The organism is Dactylosporangium sp. NPDC000555, from assembly GCF_040300025.1.
GTDB lineage: Bacteria > Actinomycetota > Actinomycetes > Mycobacteriales > Micromonosporaceae > Dactylosporangium.
In genome coordinates, this window is record NZ_JBEPDB010000010.1 from 112,833 (window position 1) to 128,293 (window position 15,461).

Consider the following 15,461-nt stretch of genomic DNA (forward strand, 5'->3'; position numbering starts at 1 on the left):
CGATGTCCGTCGATCAGCTGGCGAGCGCGCTGGTCCTGGCGCACCGGGAGAAGCGGCCGGCTCCACGGGTGGACGAGGTGGCGCGGCTCGGGCTGGATGAGGCGTACCTCGTCCAGTCACGCGTCTTCGAGCGGTTGTGGGAGCGCGGCTCCCGGGCGGTCCCCTCGTACAAGGTCAGCCTGGTGACCCGCGAGATTCAGCAGCTCTACGGCACGGACGAGCCCGCGCTCGGTGCCGTGCCGCCGCAGCACGTCGTGGACAGCGGGTCGACCCTGGCGCTCGACGACCTGTTCTGCCCGATCCTCGAACCGGAGCTGGTCTTCGTGGCCACGCGCCCCCTTTCGGCCGCGGCGGGCGTCGAGGAGATCCTCGACGCCTGCCTGGTCGCGCCGGGCATCGAGGTGCCCGACTCGCGTTACGCCGGCTGGTATCCGCTCCCGGACGGGACGGTCACCGAGCTGGTGGCCGACGGGGCCTTCGCCGGGCGCATCGTCTGCGGCGAGCCGGTGCGGGTCACCGACGCGGCGTTTCTGGCCGGCGTCGAGGTGTCGGCGTCCTTCGACGGTGAGCTTTTCGCGCGGGGGACCGGCACCCAGGTGATGGGCAACCCGGTCAACGCGGTCGCCTGGCTGAGCAGGGCTCTCGCCGCGCAAGGCAGGATCGTCCAGGCCGGCTCGCACATCGCGTCCGGGACGTTCGCCGATCCGGTCGTGGTGCGGGCCGGCACATTCCGGGCGGATTACGAGGGTATCGGCTCGGTCGAGGTTTCTTTCGCGTGATCAGGAGGTCGGCATGGCCGGGCGTGTGACGATCGAGGACTACCGCCGCATCGCGAAGCGTCGCCTGCCTCGCTTCGTCTTCGACTACGTCGACGGCGCGGCCGGCGACGAGTTGACCATGCGCGACAACATCGACGCGTTTCAGAGGATCCGTCTGTACCCCAACCAGCAGGTCGATGTCAGCCACCGGTCGACGGCGACCACGGTGCTCGGGCGGCAGGTCGAGATGCCGGTGCTGCTCGCGCCGACCGGGCTCCAGCGACTGGTGCACCGGCGGGCGGATCTCGAGGTCGCCGCCGCGGCCGGGCGCGCCGGGGTCCCGTTCGTCGTCAGCGCCTCGACCGCGTTCACGATCGAGGAGATCGCCGAGAACGCCACCGGGGACCTGTGGATCCAGATCTACCCCTGGCGGGACCGGGCGGCCGTCGAGCACGTCGTGAAACGCGCGCTGGACGCCGGATACTCCACGTTGGTGGTCACGGTCGACGTACCCCTGCTGGGCCGGCGCGAGCGCGACGTGCGCAACGGCATGAGCATCCCGCCCCGGATCACGCCACGCAACATCTACGAGGGGGCCCGGCACCCTCGATGGGTCACGCATCTGCTCCGCGGGCCCGAGATCACCTTCACGAACTTCTCGAGTTTCGTGCCCGACTCACGTGGCATGGCGCTGATGTCCTGGGTGAACAACGAGCTGACGAATCCCGGGGCGCGGTGGGACGAGGTGCGCTGGTTGCGCAGTCTCTGGCCGGGTCCGATGGTGGTCAAGGGCATTCTCACCCGGCGCGACGCGCTGCTCGCGGTCGGCGAGGGCGCCGATGCCGTCGTGGTGTCCAACCACGGCGGCCGGCAGCTCGACGGAACGCCCGCGACCGTCGACGTGCTACCGCGAATCGTCGACACGGTGCCGGATCGAGTGGAGGTGCTGCTCGACGGCGGCGTCCGGCGGGGGACCGACGTGCTGAAGGCGCTGGCCCTGGGCGCACGTGGGGTCCTGATCGGCCGGCCCTACTGGTGGGGACTCGCGGCGGGCGGCTCGAACGGCGTGCGTGCGGTGCTGGACATCCTGCGTGCGGAGCTCGACATGGCCATGGCCCTGTCGGGCCGACCGACCATCGAGTCGATCGGCCCCGATCTCCTGGCCCCGCCCGACTGACGCGCACGCCGTCGGGCGGGTGTCACTGCAACTCGAGTCCCTGCGACGTCAGGTGCTCCACCAGTCCATGCCCGGATGCGACGATGTGGTCGGTCATCAGCGAACCGACCTTCTTGTGCTGGCGGCGCCGCATCGCCTCGATGATCGCCTCGTGTTCGGCGTTCGAGTGGCCCGCCCGCTCGGGCATCTCGATGAGGAAGTTGCGCGGCAGGTCCACGGAAAGGATCTTGAGTGCGGTCAGCAGCTTCCGCGACCGCGCGAGCCGGTTGATGCTGCGGTGGAACGTCCAGTTGAGCTCGGCCATCGACGCCCGCTCCCCGGCTCCCGCCGCGGCGACCATTTGGTCGTGCAGCGAGTTCAGGTTTTCCAGGTCCTCCGGCGTCGCGTGCTCCGAGGCGCGCGTCGCGGCCATGCCGGCGAGCGTGCCCTCGATGAGGTAGGAGTCGAGGAGGTCGGCGCGGCTCAGCGGCGCGACGATCGTGTGCTGGCCACGATCCGTGGTCAGCAGACCCTCGTGAGTGAGGGCCTGCAGGGCGTCGCGGATCGGCATCCGACTCGTTCCGAAGCGCTCGCAGAGAGGCTGTTGCGACAGGCGGGTGCCCGGCTTGATCGTGCCGAGCAGAATGTCACGGCGCAGCTGGTCGGCTATCTGGCTGCCGAGCAACGAGCGCTGAACTTTGCCGGTCGGCTGGGCCACCATCACGTCAGGCTGCGCCATGGTTCTCCTTGACTCGATTCGACAATTTACATCGTATACGGTAGCCGCTGATTATGTCAGAGTGAAAGAGCGGCATCAATTACATCATTCCGGACGCGGGCACCAGTTGACGTCCTGCGACGACAATCCGGGCGCTGGGCTGTGTCCACGGCCCGCCGAGCCGGGTAGGCGAATGGGACTGTTCGGTTGTCGCGAGAGTCCCACGGTGACGATGTCCTGACCGGCGGTCAGGTACGGATCGACGGCCGCCTCGGCCATGTCGTTGATCGGCGCATAGCAGACGTTCGCATCGCCGAGTAGCGCGTCCCAATGGTCCCTGTCCGCCGTGGCGAATACGGCCGAAAGCTGCTCGATCGCGGCGTCGGGCCGGCTTGCGCGCGACTGGATCAGATCGTCCCGGTCCAGCAACCGGCACAGCCGGCTCCAGAAGTGGTCCTCGAGCGCGCCAATGGCGATCCATCGGCCATCGCGACATTGGTACGTCGTGTAGCCGGCATCGCTGCCCAGGTTGAAGTCGCGCTCCAGGCGCGGCGGATCGGCGGCCAGCGCCTTGACCAGTTGCGGGCCGGTCAGCGCGACCGCGGAGCCCAGCAGGCTCACGTCCACGAACTGGCCTTCGCCGCTGCGTTCGCGGTGCAGCAGCGCGGCGACGATCCCCACCGCGGCGTGCAGGCCGGCGGCGAGGTCGGCGATCGGTGACCCTACGGGCACGGGCGCCCCAGCCGAGTCCCTGACCTGACCGAGGAAGCCGGCGCGGGCCAGGAAGTTGATGTCGTGCCCGGGTGTGCCGGGGTTGTGACCGTGCTGCCCGGCGACGGAGATCGAGCAGTACACGACGCGCGGGTTGACGGCGCGGCATGACTCGTAGTCGAAGCCGAGCCGAGCCGCGACGCCGACGGTGAATCCCTCCACGATGACGTCGCAGTCGCTGACGAGGGTGCGCAGCCGGTCGCGGTCTTCGTCGTCCTTCAGGTTCAGCTGGATGCTTCGCTTGTTGCGACCCACCCAGGCATGCAGCGCGCTGTCGTCCCCGACCCGTGGCTCGATGTGCCGGCCCGGCTCGCCTCCTGGCCGTTCGACGTGGATCACGTCCGCGCCGAGGTCGGCCAGCAACAGCGTGGCGTAGGGTCCGGGGAGGTAGGTGGTCAGGTCGAGGACCCGGACTCCTGCCAGCGGTGCACCGTCGGATGTCACGCCGATCTTCCAACCTTCTGACGTCGAGGGTGCTTCCGATTGCTCGTGTTCGTGCCCGGGGAAGCTGGACTGGGCTGTCGTATCCTGTATACACTTTAGCCGGACGTCGGTGCCCGGACAAGCAGAGGATGCGGCACACGGTCCACCACCGGCCGGATTCGGTTCGCCGACGGTCTTCGTCCGCTTCGCTGTGACCCCCTCGGACGAGAGTTCGACGACTCGGTGACCGCCCTCGATCCCGCCGATCGGGCAGCGGGCCGGCCATGCCAATGTGAAGGGAGTTCCACATGGGTGGACAGCGTGACCTCCAGGCCGCGCTGGAGACCGCGATCGAGCGCGGCGAGCACGGTGTGCAGATCGCGGCCTACATCGGCGAGGAACTCGTGCTGGATGGAAGCATCGGCACCGCCGACGACGCCGGCACGCCGGTCACCAGCGAGACGCTCTTCCCGATCTTCTCCGTGACCAAGGGGCTCGTCGCGACGGCGCTGCACATCCAGGCCGAGCGCGGCTACGTGGACTACGAAGCGCCGGTCGCGACGTACTGGCCGGAGTTCGCCGCCAACGGCAAGGACGCCATCCGCGTCCGTGACGTGCTCGTCCACCAGTCCGGGGTGCCGCAGATGCCGGAAGGCACGACGCCGCAACGGCTGCAGGACTGGAATTGGTGCGTCGACGGGCTCGCCGGGCTCACGCCGCTGTTTCCAGTGGGCACGAGCGCGTACGCCTCGATCAGCTACGGCTGGCAGGTCGGCGAGATCGTTCGCCGCACCGACCCCAAGGGTCGCGGCTTCGCCGAGTTCGCGCACGACGAGATCTTCCAGCCGTTGGGTATCGAGGACTACTACCTCGGCATGGGCGGGAGGAACCACGACCGCGTGGCCACCCTGTACTCCGCCGGCAACCTGAGGCCGCAGCCGAGCCAGTACCGCGAGCTGGCCATGCCCCCGAACATCACGCCCGGCCCGCTCTGGAACGACTCGACGTTCTACGACGCGGTCATCCCCGGCGCCGGCGGGATCGCCAACGCCAAGGCCGTCGCGCGCTTCTTCGCCCTGCTGGCCAACCGCGGCGAGTTCAACGGCCACCGGCTGCTCAGTGCCGACCGGGTCATGTCCTTCACCCAGCCCCGCCCGAACCCGTACGCCTGGGACGAGGTGCTCGGCCAGGTGCCCTGGGTCGGCACGGGAGGCTTCTGGCTCGGCGGCGACTCTCCGCCTGCCGAGCCGATCATCGGTACGAGCCCGCGGATCCTGTCGAGCAACGGCGCGGGCGGGACGATCGCGTGGGCCGATCCCGACACCGGGCTCGCGGTGGCCATCTGCCACAACCGCATGTTCCGGATCAACCCGTCCCTGCCCCCGGACGAGCACCCGTTCACGCAGCTGGGTGCCGTGGCGCGCTCTTTGAAGGAGTCGTAGTGCCCAAGGTGACCTACGTCCAGCCGGACGGCAGCGCGGAAAGCCATGACGTGCCCACCGGCAAGTCGCTCATGCTCGCGGCCATCTCCAACAACGTTGCCGGGATCCTCGGTGAGTGCGGCGGCCAGGCCATGTGCGCCACCTGCCACGTCTACGTCGACGAGGAGTTTCTGGACCGGCTCGCGCCCCCGTCGGAGGACGAGGACGAGATGCTCGAAGCGACGACGTCGGAGCGGCGGTCGAACAGCCGGTTGTCCTGCCAGCTCATCTGCGGTCCTGAGCTCGACGGGTTGATCGTGACACTACCCGAAGACCAGGCCTGAATCCCGGAGGAAAGCGTGGGTGCTCAGCAAAAGGCGGCGCTCTCGGAGCTCGACAGCACCGAGGGGCGAAGTTATCTGCGGGGATGGGACGTCCTCCTCCGCCTGCCCGCGATCCAGCGAAAGCTCGACCTTGCGGCAGGTCACAACACCGCCGGCTACGTGTCCGGCTATCCGGGTTCGCCGCTCGGTGGCCTGGACACGGAACTGCGCCGCGAGCGCGAACGGCTCGAGCAGTACCATGTCCGCTTCGAGCCCGGGCTCAACGAGGACCTGGCGGCGACCGCGATCTGGGGCACGCAGTACCTCAACGCCGGAAGCGTGAAGTCCGACTATGACGGCGTCTTCGGCCTCTGGTACGGCAAGGGGCCCGGGGTCGAGCGGTCCGCCGACGCCATGCGGACGGCGAGCTACATGGGCACCGCGGCACTGGGTGGCGTCGTGGCCCTCGCCGGCGACGACCACGACGCGCGAAGCACGCTGACCGCCCAGCAGAGCGAGCCGCTCTTCATGCACATGGGCATGCCGATCCTCAGCCCGGCGACGCTGCAGGAGTACCTGTCGTACGGCATTCTGGGCTGGGGCCTGTCGCGGCACAGCAAGCTGTGGGTCGGCATGATCTGCCTCAACGACATCGCCGACTCGGCCGGTACCGTCGACCTCGGCGCCATACCGGAGATCGTCGTCCCGGAAGCGCCCGCGCCCCCGCCGATCAAGATCGGGAAGCGCGCGCTGGAGACCGAGCACGACATCCGCGGCCTGCGGATACCCGCCGCGCGCGCGTTCGCCCGGGCCAACCGCCTCGACCGGGTCGCCATCCACTCGTCGGCGCCGAAGGTCGGCATCGTCGCGGCCGGCAAGGCGTACGTCGACGTGCTGGACGCGCTGCAGCGCCTGGGGATCTCCCGCGCCCAGGCCGCCGAGCTGGGCATCTGCGTGTACAAGGTCGGCATGGTCTGGCCGCTCGAGGACACCGGCGCGACGGCGTTCATGCGGGGCCTCGACGAGGTGATCGTGGTCGAGGCCAAGCACCCGATCATCGAGGACCAGTTGAACCGGATCGCCAACGGGTTCGCCCGTGCGGAACGCCCGGTGATCGTCGGCAAGCTCGACGAGCGCGGTGCGACCCTGGTGCCCGATACGGGCGCGCTCAACAGCGCGCTGGTCGCCGAGGTGCTCGCGCGGCGCTTCGCGCGCCACGACATCACCGTCGCGGCGCGGGCCACCACCGGCCCGCGCGTGCTGGGCCTGGTGAGCGGCTCGACCCTGACGCGCAAGCCCGGCTTCTGCGCCGGCTGCCCGCACAACACGTCGCTGCGGATGCCCGGCGGCAGTGTCGCCATCGGCGGTACCGGCTGCCACAGCATGGCGGCGATGTACGAGGTTCCCGAGCGGGAGACCGAGATCCTTCCGCACATGGGCGGCGAAGGTGCCATGTGGATAGGCATGTCGCCGTTCGCGCGTGACAGTCACGCATTCCAGAACGTCGGGGACGGCACGTATTCGCATTCGGGATCCCTGGCGATCCGGGCGGCGCACGCCGCCGGCGTGAACGTGACGTTCAAGGTGCTGCTCAACGGCTTCATCTCGATGACCGGGGGCCAGTCGATCCCGGGTGGGCTCTCGGCGGCCGACATCAGCGCCCAGGTGCTCGCCGAAGGCGCGACCAAGGTCGTGGTCGTGGCCGAGGAACCGAGGCGGATCAGGCGGACCCAGAAGCTGCCGCGCGGCGTCAGCCTCCGGCCGCGGCGCGACCTCATCCGCGTCCAGGAAGAGCTGGGCAAGGTCAAGGGCGTCACGGTGCTCATCTACGACCAGGAATGCGCGGCGGAGCTTCGCCGGCACCGCAAGCGGGGCACGGCCGTCGATCCGGACAAGCGCGCCTACATCGACCCGGAGGTCTGCGAGGGCTGCGGCGACTGCAACGTGCAGTCGAACTGCATCGCCGTCGAGCCGTTGGACACCGAGCTGGGTCGCAAGCGCAAGATCGACCAGTCCAACTGCAACAAGGACTTCAGCTGCGTCAACGGATACTGCCCGAGCTTCGTCACGCTGTACGGCGCGAAGCCACGAGCCCGCGTCTCGTCGGGCTCGGCGGCGCTCGCGGCGCTGCCGCAGCCACCCGAGGTCGACACGGCCATCTCGTCCGATGAGCCGTACAGCATCCTCGTCGGCGGGATCGGCGGTGGCGGCGTGCTCACGATCGGCGCGATCCTCGGCGTCGCGGCGGACCTCGAAGGCAAGTTCGTCTCCGTGCTCAACGAGTCCGGGATCGCGCAGAAGAACGGCGCGGTGCAGAGCCACGTGCGCATCGCCCCGGAACTCGACGCCGAGGTCTCGCCGCGGATGCCTCCGGGCTCCGCCGACCTGGTCATCGGCGGCGACATGCTGGTGGTGTCCGCACCAGGCGTCCTCGAGCTGTTCAACCCGGGACGCACGCGCGTGGTCGTGAACGAGGACATCAAGCCGACCGTCGGCTTCTCCGCCGATCCGGGCATGGACCTGGCGTCCGGATTCAGCGAGTCGCTGCTGCGCCGCGCGGCCGGCGACCGGGTGGACGTCGTGGAGGCGAACCGGCTCGCCACCGAGCTGTTCGGCGACGAGATCTTCTCGAACATGTTGCTGCTCGGCAGCGCCTTCCAGCACGGTCATGTACCGCTGTCGGCCGACGCGATCGAGCAGGCGATCGCTCGCAACGGCGTCGCGGTCGAGGCCAACCGGCAGGCGTTCCGGATCGGCCGGCTGGTCGTCTCGCACCGCAACGAGGTGTACGGCCTGCTGCGCGGGCTGTCCAGCGGCGGCGTCCAGGCGCGCAAGGAGGAGCCCGGCTTCGACGACGTCGTCGCCGACCGGGAGCGCCGGCTCGTCGCGTACCAGGACGAGGCGTACGCGCGACGCTACCGCCAGACGGTCGACCTGGTCCGCGCGGCGGAGTCGCGCCTCGGTGCGGGCCGGGAGGAACTGTCGATCGCGACGGCCACCTACCTGTACAAGCTGATGGCCTACAAGGACGAGTACGAGGTGGCGCGCCTGTACCGCGAGCCCGGGTTCCGCAAGCGCATCGAGGCCGAGTTCGAGGGCTCGTACCGGTTGAAGGTCAACCTGGCCCCGCAGATCCTCAACGCCCGTGAATCGTCGTCCGGCCGGGCTCGCAAGTGGGAGATTCCGCTCGGCCTCGCCATGGTCGGCTTCGCCGTGCTGGAGCGCGCCCGGAAACTGCGTGGGACGCCGCTGGACGTCTTCGGGATGACCAAGCATCGCCGTGCCGAGCGTGCTCGTATCGCTCAGTACGAGCAGACCCTCGGCGACCTCGTGAAGGTCCTGAGTCCCGACAACTACGACGTGGCGGTCCAGATCGCGTCGATTCCCGATCAGATCCGCGGGTTCGACACCATCAAGGACCAGTCGGCCCTCGCCGCGCAGGAGAAGGAGTCCGAGCTCCTCGGCAGCCTGCGTTCGAGCCAACCCGTCGCGTGACCGGCCCGAGTCCCCGATCACTGGAGGAAGCATGTTCAGGCACGTCGTGCTCATCAAGTTCAAGCCGGACGTGACCCCGGGCCAGATCGAGCAGTTGGCGAATCGGCTCGAGGCCGCTCGCCAAGCGATCCCTCAGGTGCGCGCCGTGGCCTGCGGCAGCGACCGCGGGCTGATCCAGGGGAGCAGCGACTTCGCCATCTGCGTCGACTTTGACTCGATGGATGACTATTCCGTGTACCTGCGGCACGACGACCACGTCGCGCTGGCGGGCATGCTCGGTCCGCTCGTCGACTCGCGCACCGTGGCCGACTACGAGTTCCACTGAGTCCATCGCCACCATGTCAGATCTGGATTGCCCATGGCGGTGGTGACGTTTGTACCTCCGGGCGGCGCGCCGATCACGGTCTCGGCGCCGACCGGCGCCAACCTCCTGCGCGTCGCGATGGCCTACGGCGTGAGCGGTCTCGTCGCCGAGTGCGGCGGGGACGCCGTCTGCGGAACGTGTCATGTCTTCGTCAGCGGGATCGAACCGCAGCAGCTCGGCGCGACGAGCGAGGCCGAGGACGAACTGCTCGACGACGCGGCGGAGCCGCGCCGGGCGAACAGCCGGCTCGCCTGCCAGCTTGCCGTGCCGGCCGCACCCGGTCCGCTCGTCGTGACGGTCGCCGCCGAACAGTGGCGAACCCTGCGGTGAAGCGAGAACGCTGAGATCTGCTTGCTTGCGCCGGTACGTGCGACGGGAGAGGCCCGTCGCACGTACCGGCGTGCTCCGTTCTATCCCGGAAGCCGGCTCATGTCGGTACGAAGACGGGCTTGCTACCGCACCGATTACGGGATACCGTATTCCGGGCGGCGGTGAGACGCCGATCACACCGTGTTTCTGGGTATCGACCCTACTCGGCGAGATGCCGCCTTCGTTCGGATGGAGGTGTCGCTGTTGCCGTGTGAGCCTCTCGCCCGCCACCCGAAACGAAGTGTCCGGCGTCCCGATTCGCCGGCCACATGCCCGATTGAACGGGTGGCGGCACTAGCCGGCGATCCTGCTTGAGTCGGGGCCATGCGGGGCGGACTCGGTGCCGCAATGTCTTGCTAACACGTTTGTAACCGTATACCGTATTCAAAATCGCCGACAGGAAGGGCCGGGCTGATGGGGCAGATCGAGCCGCCGTCACCTCAGGGCTCCGGGTGTTTCGGCGGGCGCCGAAACGAGGATGGTGCTGATGCTGGTTCATGAGGCGCTCGCGAGAGGGCTGGCCGCCCTCGGCGTTACGCACGTCTTCGGCGTCATGGGTGATGCCAACCTGTTCATTATTGACAGCTTCACGCGGACCGTGGGCGGCACCTACGTTCCCGCGGCCAGTGAGGGCAGTGCGGTACTGGCCGCGATGGGCTACGCCCAGGCGTCGGGCGGACTCGGGGTGGCCACCGTGACACACGGGCCGGGACTCACCAACACCATCACCGCGCTGGTGGAAGGGTCGCGGAGCCGGACTCCGATGCTCCTGCTGGCGGGCGACACCCCCGCGGACAGCGTCAACCACATCCAGAACATCGGCCAGCTCGAGCTCGCAGGCGCCGCGGAGGTCGGGTTCCAGCAGGTCCGGTCGGCGCAGAGCGCGGCCGCGGATCTCATCGAGGCGGCTCGGCGGGCCTGGGCCGAGCGTCTGCCGGTGGTGGTCAACATCCCCATCGACCTGCAGTGGCAGGACGCCGGCGACGATGCTGACCTGCGTGCCGCTGCGGACGGCGAGCCCGTCCCGGCAACCCCCGAGCTGATCGAGGACGGCGTCGCCGTCATCGCGTCGGCGAACCGGCCGCTCGTGCTGGCGGGCCGCGGCGCGTCCGACGCGAGAGCGAAGGCGGCCCTGGTCGAGCTCGCTCATCGCATCGGCGCCCCGTTGGCGACGACGCTGCGCGGCAAGGACCTCTTCGCTGGCGAGCCGTCTGCCATCGGCATCTTCGGCACCCTGTCGGATGAGCGGGCGCTCGAGGTCATCGGGCGCGCGGACTGCGTCATCGCTTTCGGCTGCGGGCTCAACATGTGGACGTCCGCCGAGGGGGCGCTGCTCAAGGGCAAGCGCGTCGTCCATGTGAACACCGACTGTGGCGCGTTGAACCGCTACAACGCGGTGACCGTTGCCATCCCCGGCGACGCCGCGAGCGTGGCGGGTGCCTTCGTCGCGTTGCTGGACGAGGGCGAGATCGAGGCTACTCGATTCTCCGAAGGCCTTGTCCGGCCGTCCGAGGAGCCGGCCGGCGACCTCGCCGGGGACACGGGCACGGAGGACGGGCTCGACCTGCGTGTGGCGCTCGACCTCGTCGACCGCGGCTTCCCGTCGGACCGCACCCTGGTCATCGACAACGGGCGCTTCATCCACCATGCGTTCACCAGGCTGCACGTGCCCGAGCCGAAAGCGTACGTGCACGCGGTCAACTTCGGTTCCCTCGGGCTCGCGATGGGCACCGCATTCGGCGCCTCGTACGCCAACCCGGATCGGCCCGTCCTCGTGGCGTGCGGCGACGGCGGCTTCGCGATGGGCGGGCTCTCCGATCTCACGTTCATGGCTCAACAGCACCGCAACATCACCGTGGTGATCTTCAACGACAGCGCCTACGGCGCGGAGTACGTCCAACTGGCCAACCGCGGGATGGATCCCAGTGCGACGACGTTCGTGTGGCGGGACTTCGGCCCGGTTGCGGAGGCGCTCGGCGCCATCGGGTTCACGGTTCGATCGGCTCAGGAACTGCGCGACGCCCTGGAGCGGGCGAGCAGTGCCGATGGATCGAAGCTCATCGACATCAGGATCAAGACCAAGTACGTCTAGGGAGTCCCCGGCCATCTCCGCGAGACGGCCGCTGCGACACCCTGTTTCAGGGAGCGACATGAGTCCTTTGACAGCGCGTTCCCGGCGGCTTATGGCCGCCGTGGCCGCAGTAGCAGTCTTCGCCACCACCGGCTGTGCGAGCGGCAACGACCGGCAAAGCACCGGCGGCTCGGCGAAGGCGCCCGCCAGTCTGGTCATCTCCAGCAGCGGCAACTATCTGACCAGCTTCGCGCCGCTGTGGGCGGCGGAACCCGACTTCAAGGACATCGAAGCCAAGTACAAGACCAAGGTCAGCTTCGAGCCGTTCAACAAGGGCTCCGACGCGCTCACCGCACTACTCGGCGGATCCGCGCAGATCTGCAACTGCGGCGCGACCACCGGCCTGACGGCGGCCATCGCCGGCAAGGAAGTCCGCTACATCGGCAACATCTTCAAGGGTACCGGCCAGGTCGTCGTGGCGGCCAAGAAGTACGAGGCCACCCATGGCAGCGACGTGGCCAAGTTCGCCAATGCCACGTTTGGTTACACGTCACCGGGCTCCGGCAGCCAGGTCGCCGGGCAGAAGGTCGCCGAGCACTTCGGGCTCAACTGGAGCGCCACGAAGCAGCTGGCGCTTGGATCGACCACCGCCTACTCGCCGGCGTTGGCCGCCGGTCGCGTCGACATCGTCGTGATGGACGTGCCCATCGCGATCAAGACCGTCGAAGACGGTGTCGGCTACATCGTCGCCGACCTGAGCGATCCCGCGAAGGCCGCCCCGCTGATCGGCAACATCATCGGCGCGGGCCTGGTGACGACGAAGAAGTTCATGGACGAGTACCCCGAGCTGACGCAGGACGTCATCAACGCGCTCGTCAGCGGCATCAACCGCGTGAAGAAGACGCCGGACCCGGCCGCCGCGTACGCGGCTCTGCCCGCCGCTTACAAGAAGGTCAACCCGGACGAGAAGGTCTTCGCCAAGCAGTGGCCGTACATCTACCCGTCGTTCGGCGCCACCGAGGGCACCGTCGATGACAAGGAGATCGCGGACACGTTCGCCCTGGGCGGGTTCAGTGCCCAGGACACGAGCGGTGCTCTGGCCAAGGCGTACTTCGACAACACCCTGGCGAAGCGCGCCGCGGAAACCGCGCACAAGTAGCGAACCGTACGGAGGCTAGAGATGACGACAACTGTTCAGGGATCGCGAGCGGGCACCGACGCGATCAAGCTCTCCGGGGTGAAGCGGTCCTACCCGACCGCTAAAGGCGAGTTCGTGGCGGTCCAGGACGTCAACCTGACCGTCGCAAGCGGCGAGTTCGTCTCGGTCGTGGGTCCGAGCGGGTGCGGCAAATCCACACTGCTCGGCCTGCTGGCCGGCCTGGCCAAGCCCGCGGCCGGAACGGTCGAGACGCTGGGCCACCCGGTGCGCGGCGTGAACACCGAGGTTGGCTTCATCTTTCAGCGCGACGCCCTGCTGCCGTGGCGCACGGCCGAGCAGAACGTCGCCCTGCCACTGCGCTACCACGGCATGTCCAAGCGGGACGCGTTGCGTGAGGCACGGGCGTGGCTGTCGCGGGTGAAGCTCGACGGCTTCGGCGAGCGGTACCCGCACCAGCTCTCCGGTGGCATGCGCAAACGGGTGGCCATCGCCGCGTCGCTGGCGTACCAACCGAAGATCATTCTGATGGACGAGCCGTTCAGCGCCCTTGACGTGCAGACCCGCACGATCATGGAGGACGACCTTCTCGTCCTGTGGCAGGAGTACCGGCCATCGGTCGTCTTCATCACCCACGACCTCGAGGAGGCGGTGGGCCTGTCCGACCGCGTCCTCGTCATGAGCGCGTCACCGGGCACCATCGTCGGCGAGTTCGCGATCGACCTGCCGAGGCCGCGCAACCTCCTGGAGCTGCGCTACGACGAACGGTTCACCGAGTTGTCGCACGAGATCTGGGAGCGTCTGCGGACGGAGGTGCTGCGGACCAATGCAGACAACCATTAAGCCCGTAGGCCGGCGCCTCGGCGGTACGCGCCAGCTGCGCGCCGGAGGCCAGGGCGGGCGTGCGGGCCGGAAGATGGCGGCGGTCTGGCTCGTACGCCTGGCCATCCTGGGCGCCGTGCTCGGCGGTTGGCAGTTCATCACCACAGACCCGACCTGGCGCCTGCTGATCGGCCGGCCGACCGAGGTGATCAGCCTGGTCCGTGCGTGGCTCGTCGACTCGGCGTTCTGGCTGGACGTCAGCATCACGCTGGCGGAGTCGGCGACGGGATACGCCCTCGGCGTGGCGGCGGCGATCGGCCTGATCGCCATCATCATCCCCTTCCCCGTGGTGGGCCGGTTTCTGTCGCCGTTCATCGCGATCGTGAACTCGCTGCCGAAGATCGCGTTGGCCCCGGTATTCATCGTCTGGTTCGGCATCAGCTTCCAGTCGAAGATCTACTTCATCGCCGTCGCGATGTTCTTCGTCGTCTTCTACGGCGTCTACTCGGGCCTGAAGAACATCGACCGGACGCTGGTCGACAACCTTCTGGTGATGGGCTCCTCCGGACTCGAGCGGGTCCGGGACGTCTACGTGCCGGCGACCGCCGGCTGGCTCATCTCGAGCCTGCGTATCTCCGTGGCCTGGGCATTGACCGCGGCCGTCATCTCCGAGTACATCGCGTCGAACCAGGGCCTCGGGCACCGGATCGCCCTCGGCCAGCAGTCGCTTGACCCCAACGCCGTCGTCGCGGGGATCTTCATGGTGGCCCTGGTCTCCCTGACCGCGGACCGTCTGCTGACGTTGATCGATAAGAGGTTCCGGCAATGGCGACTCTCGTGAAGCTTCGCATGCCGCTGCTGCAGGTGGCCGCGGTGCTCGCCCTCCTCGGGCTGTGGCAGTGGGGAACCGCCGGCGGTGTGCTGGACACATTCATCGTCGGCACCCCGGGGGAGACGTTCGGGCAGCTGAAGAACTGGATCGTCGACGGCACACTGCTGCGATCCTCGCTGTCCACGCTGCAGGTGCTCCTGCTGGGGTGGGGGATCGGCACGGTGCTCGGCGTGGCCATCGGCGCGATGATCGGCCTCAACGAGTTCTTCCGGCTCGTGACCGACCCGTTCATCACGTTCTTCAACGGGATGCCCCGCCTGGTCCTCTATCCGTTCCTCGCGGTCTGGCTCGGCTTCGGCATTCAGGCCAAGATCCTGCTCGTCGTGCTCGTCATCGTCGTCGTCGTGGCAACGATCGTCGCCACCGGCTTCCGCGACGTGGACAACAATCTGATCGACAACTCGAAGCTCATGGGTGCGCGCCGGTTCGACATCGCGCGCGATGTCTACGCGCCCTCGTTGGCGAGCTGGCTGATCGGCTCGTCACGCGTCACGTTGGGCTACGCGTTCCAGGCGGCGATCACCGCGGAGTTCATCGGCTCCAGCAAGGGTCTCGGATTCCTCGTGGTGTTCGGCGAATCCCGGCTCAACGTGAACGAGATCTGGGCCGCCCTGGCCGCGGTCATCGCGATCGCGTGGGCGCTCGACGGGCTGGTCGGGTTGTGGGAGCGACGGGCGCTGCGATGGTCTCGCCTGTCTGGTGCACGGTGATCGGGACGGACA

The 15,461-nt window shown here is 68.5% G+C and carries 14 protein-coding genes; 12 read left to right on the forward strand and 2 right to left on the reverse strand.

The window, feature by feature from the left end; translation table 11 throughout:
- The first annotated feature begins 2 nt into the window (after positions 1 to 2).
- Positions 3 to 779 carry a 2-keto-4-pentenoate hydratase gene (locus ABT297_RS09475; RefSeq protein ID WP_350546686.1) on the forward strand — a complete coding sequence of 259 codons (777 nt, stop codon included), beginning with the start codon at positions 3 to 5 and terminating at the stop codon, positions 777 to 779.
- Between the two features lie 13 nt (positions 780 to 792).
- Positions 793 to 1,935, forward strand: a complete 1,143-nt coding sequence (locus tag ABT297_RS09480; RefSeq protein WP_350546687.1) for an alpha-hydroxy acid oxidase — start codon at positions 793 to 795, stop codon at positions 1,933 to 1,935.
- 22 nt (positions 1,936 to 1,957) lie between these two features.
- Here ABT297_RS09480 and ABT297_RS09485 read toward each other — a convergent pair whose 3' ends face one another.
- Positions 1,958 to 2,653: a GntR family transcriptional regulator gene (locus ABT297_RS09485; RefSeq protein WP_350546688.1), complete on the reverse strand. Its 696-nt coding sequence runs from the start codon at positions 2,651 to 2,653 to the stop codon at positions 1,958 to 1,960.
- A gap of 84 nt (positions 2,654 to 2,737) precedes the next feature.
- Complete coding sequence (locus ABT297_RS09490; RefSeq protein WP_350546691.1) at positions 2,738 to 4,117, reverse strand: CaiB/BaiF CoA transferase family protein; 1,380 nt, start codon at positions 4,115 to 4,117, stop codon at positions 2,738 to 2,740.
- A gap of 17 nt (positions 4,118 to 4,134) precedes the next feature.
- Between ABT297_RS09490 and ABT297_RS09495 the strand changes: the two genes are divergently transcribed.
- The 10 genes from ABT297_RS09495 to ABT297_RS09540 all read left to right on the forward strand — a co-directional run bounded on the left by ABT297_RS09495 (position 4,135) and on the right by ABT297_RS09540 (position 15,449).
- Complete coding sequence (locus ABT297_RS09495; protein ID WP_350546693.1) at positions 4,135 to 5,268, forward strand: serine hydrolase domain-containing protein; 1,134 nt, start codon at positions 4,135 to 4,137, stop codon at positions 5,266 to 5,268.
- A complete protein-coding gene (locus tag ABT297_RS09500; RefSeq protein WP_350546696.1) occupies positions 5,268 to 5,591 on the forward strand; it encodes a 2Fe-2S iron-sulfur cluster-binding protein in 324 nt (107 codons plus the stop codon). Before ABT297_RS09495 ends, ABT297_RS09500 begins: the two co-directional genes overlap by 1 nt.
- A gap of 15 nt (positions 5,592 to 5,606) precedes the next feature.
- Positions 5,607 to 9,065: an indolepyruvate ferredoxin oxidoreductase family protein gene (locus ABT297_RS09505; RefSeq protein WP_350546699.1), complete on the forward strand. Its 3,459-nt coding sequence runs from the start codon at positions 5,607 to 5,609 to the stop codon at positions 9,063 to 9,065.
- Positions 9,066 to 9,096: 31 nt separating this feature from the next.
- On the forward strand, positions 9,097 to 9,390 hold the full coding sequence (locus ABT297_RS09510; protein WP_350546701.1) for a Dabb family protein: 294 nt from the start codon (positions 9,097 to 9,099) through the stop codon (positions 9,388 to 9,390).
- 42 nt (positions 9,391 to 9,432) lie between these two features.
- Entirely contained in the window at positions 9,433 to 9,759 is a 327-nt protein-coding gene (locus tag ABT297_RS09515) for a 2Fe-2S iron-sulfur cluster-binding protein (protein ID WP_350546704.1), read from the forward strand.
- Positions 9,760 to 10,285: 526 nt separating this feature from the next.
- Positions 10,286 to 11,890 (forward strand): thiamine pyrophosphate-binding protein, encoded by a 1,605-nt coding sequence (locus tag ABT297_RS09520; RefSeq protein WP_350546706.1) that lies wholly within the window; start codon positions 10,286 to 10,288, stop codon positions 11,888 to 11,890.
- Positions 11,891 to 11,948: 58 nt separating this feature from the next.
- Complete coding sequence (locus ABT297_RS09525; RefSeq protein WP_350546709.1) at positions 11,949 to 13,028, forward strand: ABC transporter substrate-binding protein; 1,080 nt, start codon at positions 11,949 to 11,951, stop codon at positions 13,026 to 13,028.
- A gap of 21 nt (positions 13,029 to 13,049) precedes the next feature.
- Entirely contained in the window at positions 13,050 to 13,868 is an 819-nt protein-coding gene (locus tag ABT297_RS09530; RefSeq protein ID WP_350546711.1) for an ABC transporter ATP-binding protein, read from the forward strand.
- Positions 13,852 to 14,688: an ABC transporter permease gene (locus ABT297_RS09535; RefSeq protein WP_350546714.1), complete on the forward strand. Its 837-nt coding sequence runs from the start codon at positions 13,852 to 13,854 to the stop codon at positions 14,686 to 14,688. The genes ABT297_RS09530 and ABT297_RS09535 overlap by 17 nt, the downstream gene beginning before the upstream one ends.
- On the forward strand, positions 14,673 to 15,449 hold the full coding sequence (locus ABT297_RS09540; protein ID WP_350546716.1) for an ABC transporter permease: 777 nt from the start codon (positions 14,673 to 14,675) through the stop codon (positions 15,447 to 15,449). Before ABT297_RS09535 ends, ABT297_RS09540 begins: the two co-directional genes overlap by 16 nt.
- The last annotated feature ends 12 nt before the right edge of the window (positions 15,450 to 15,461 follow it).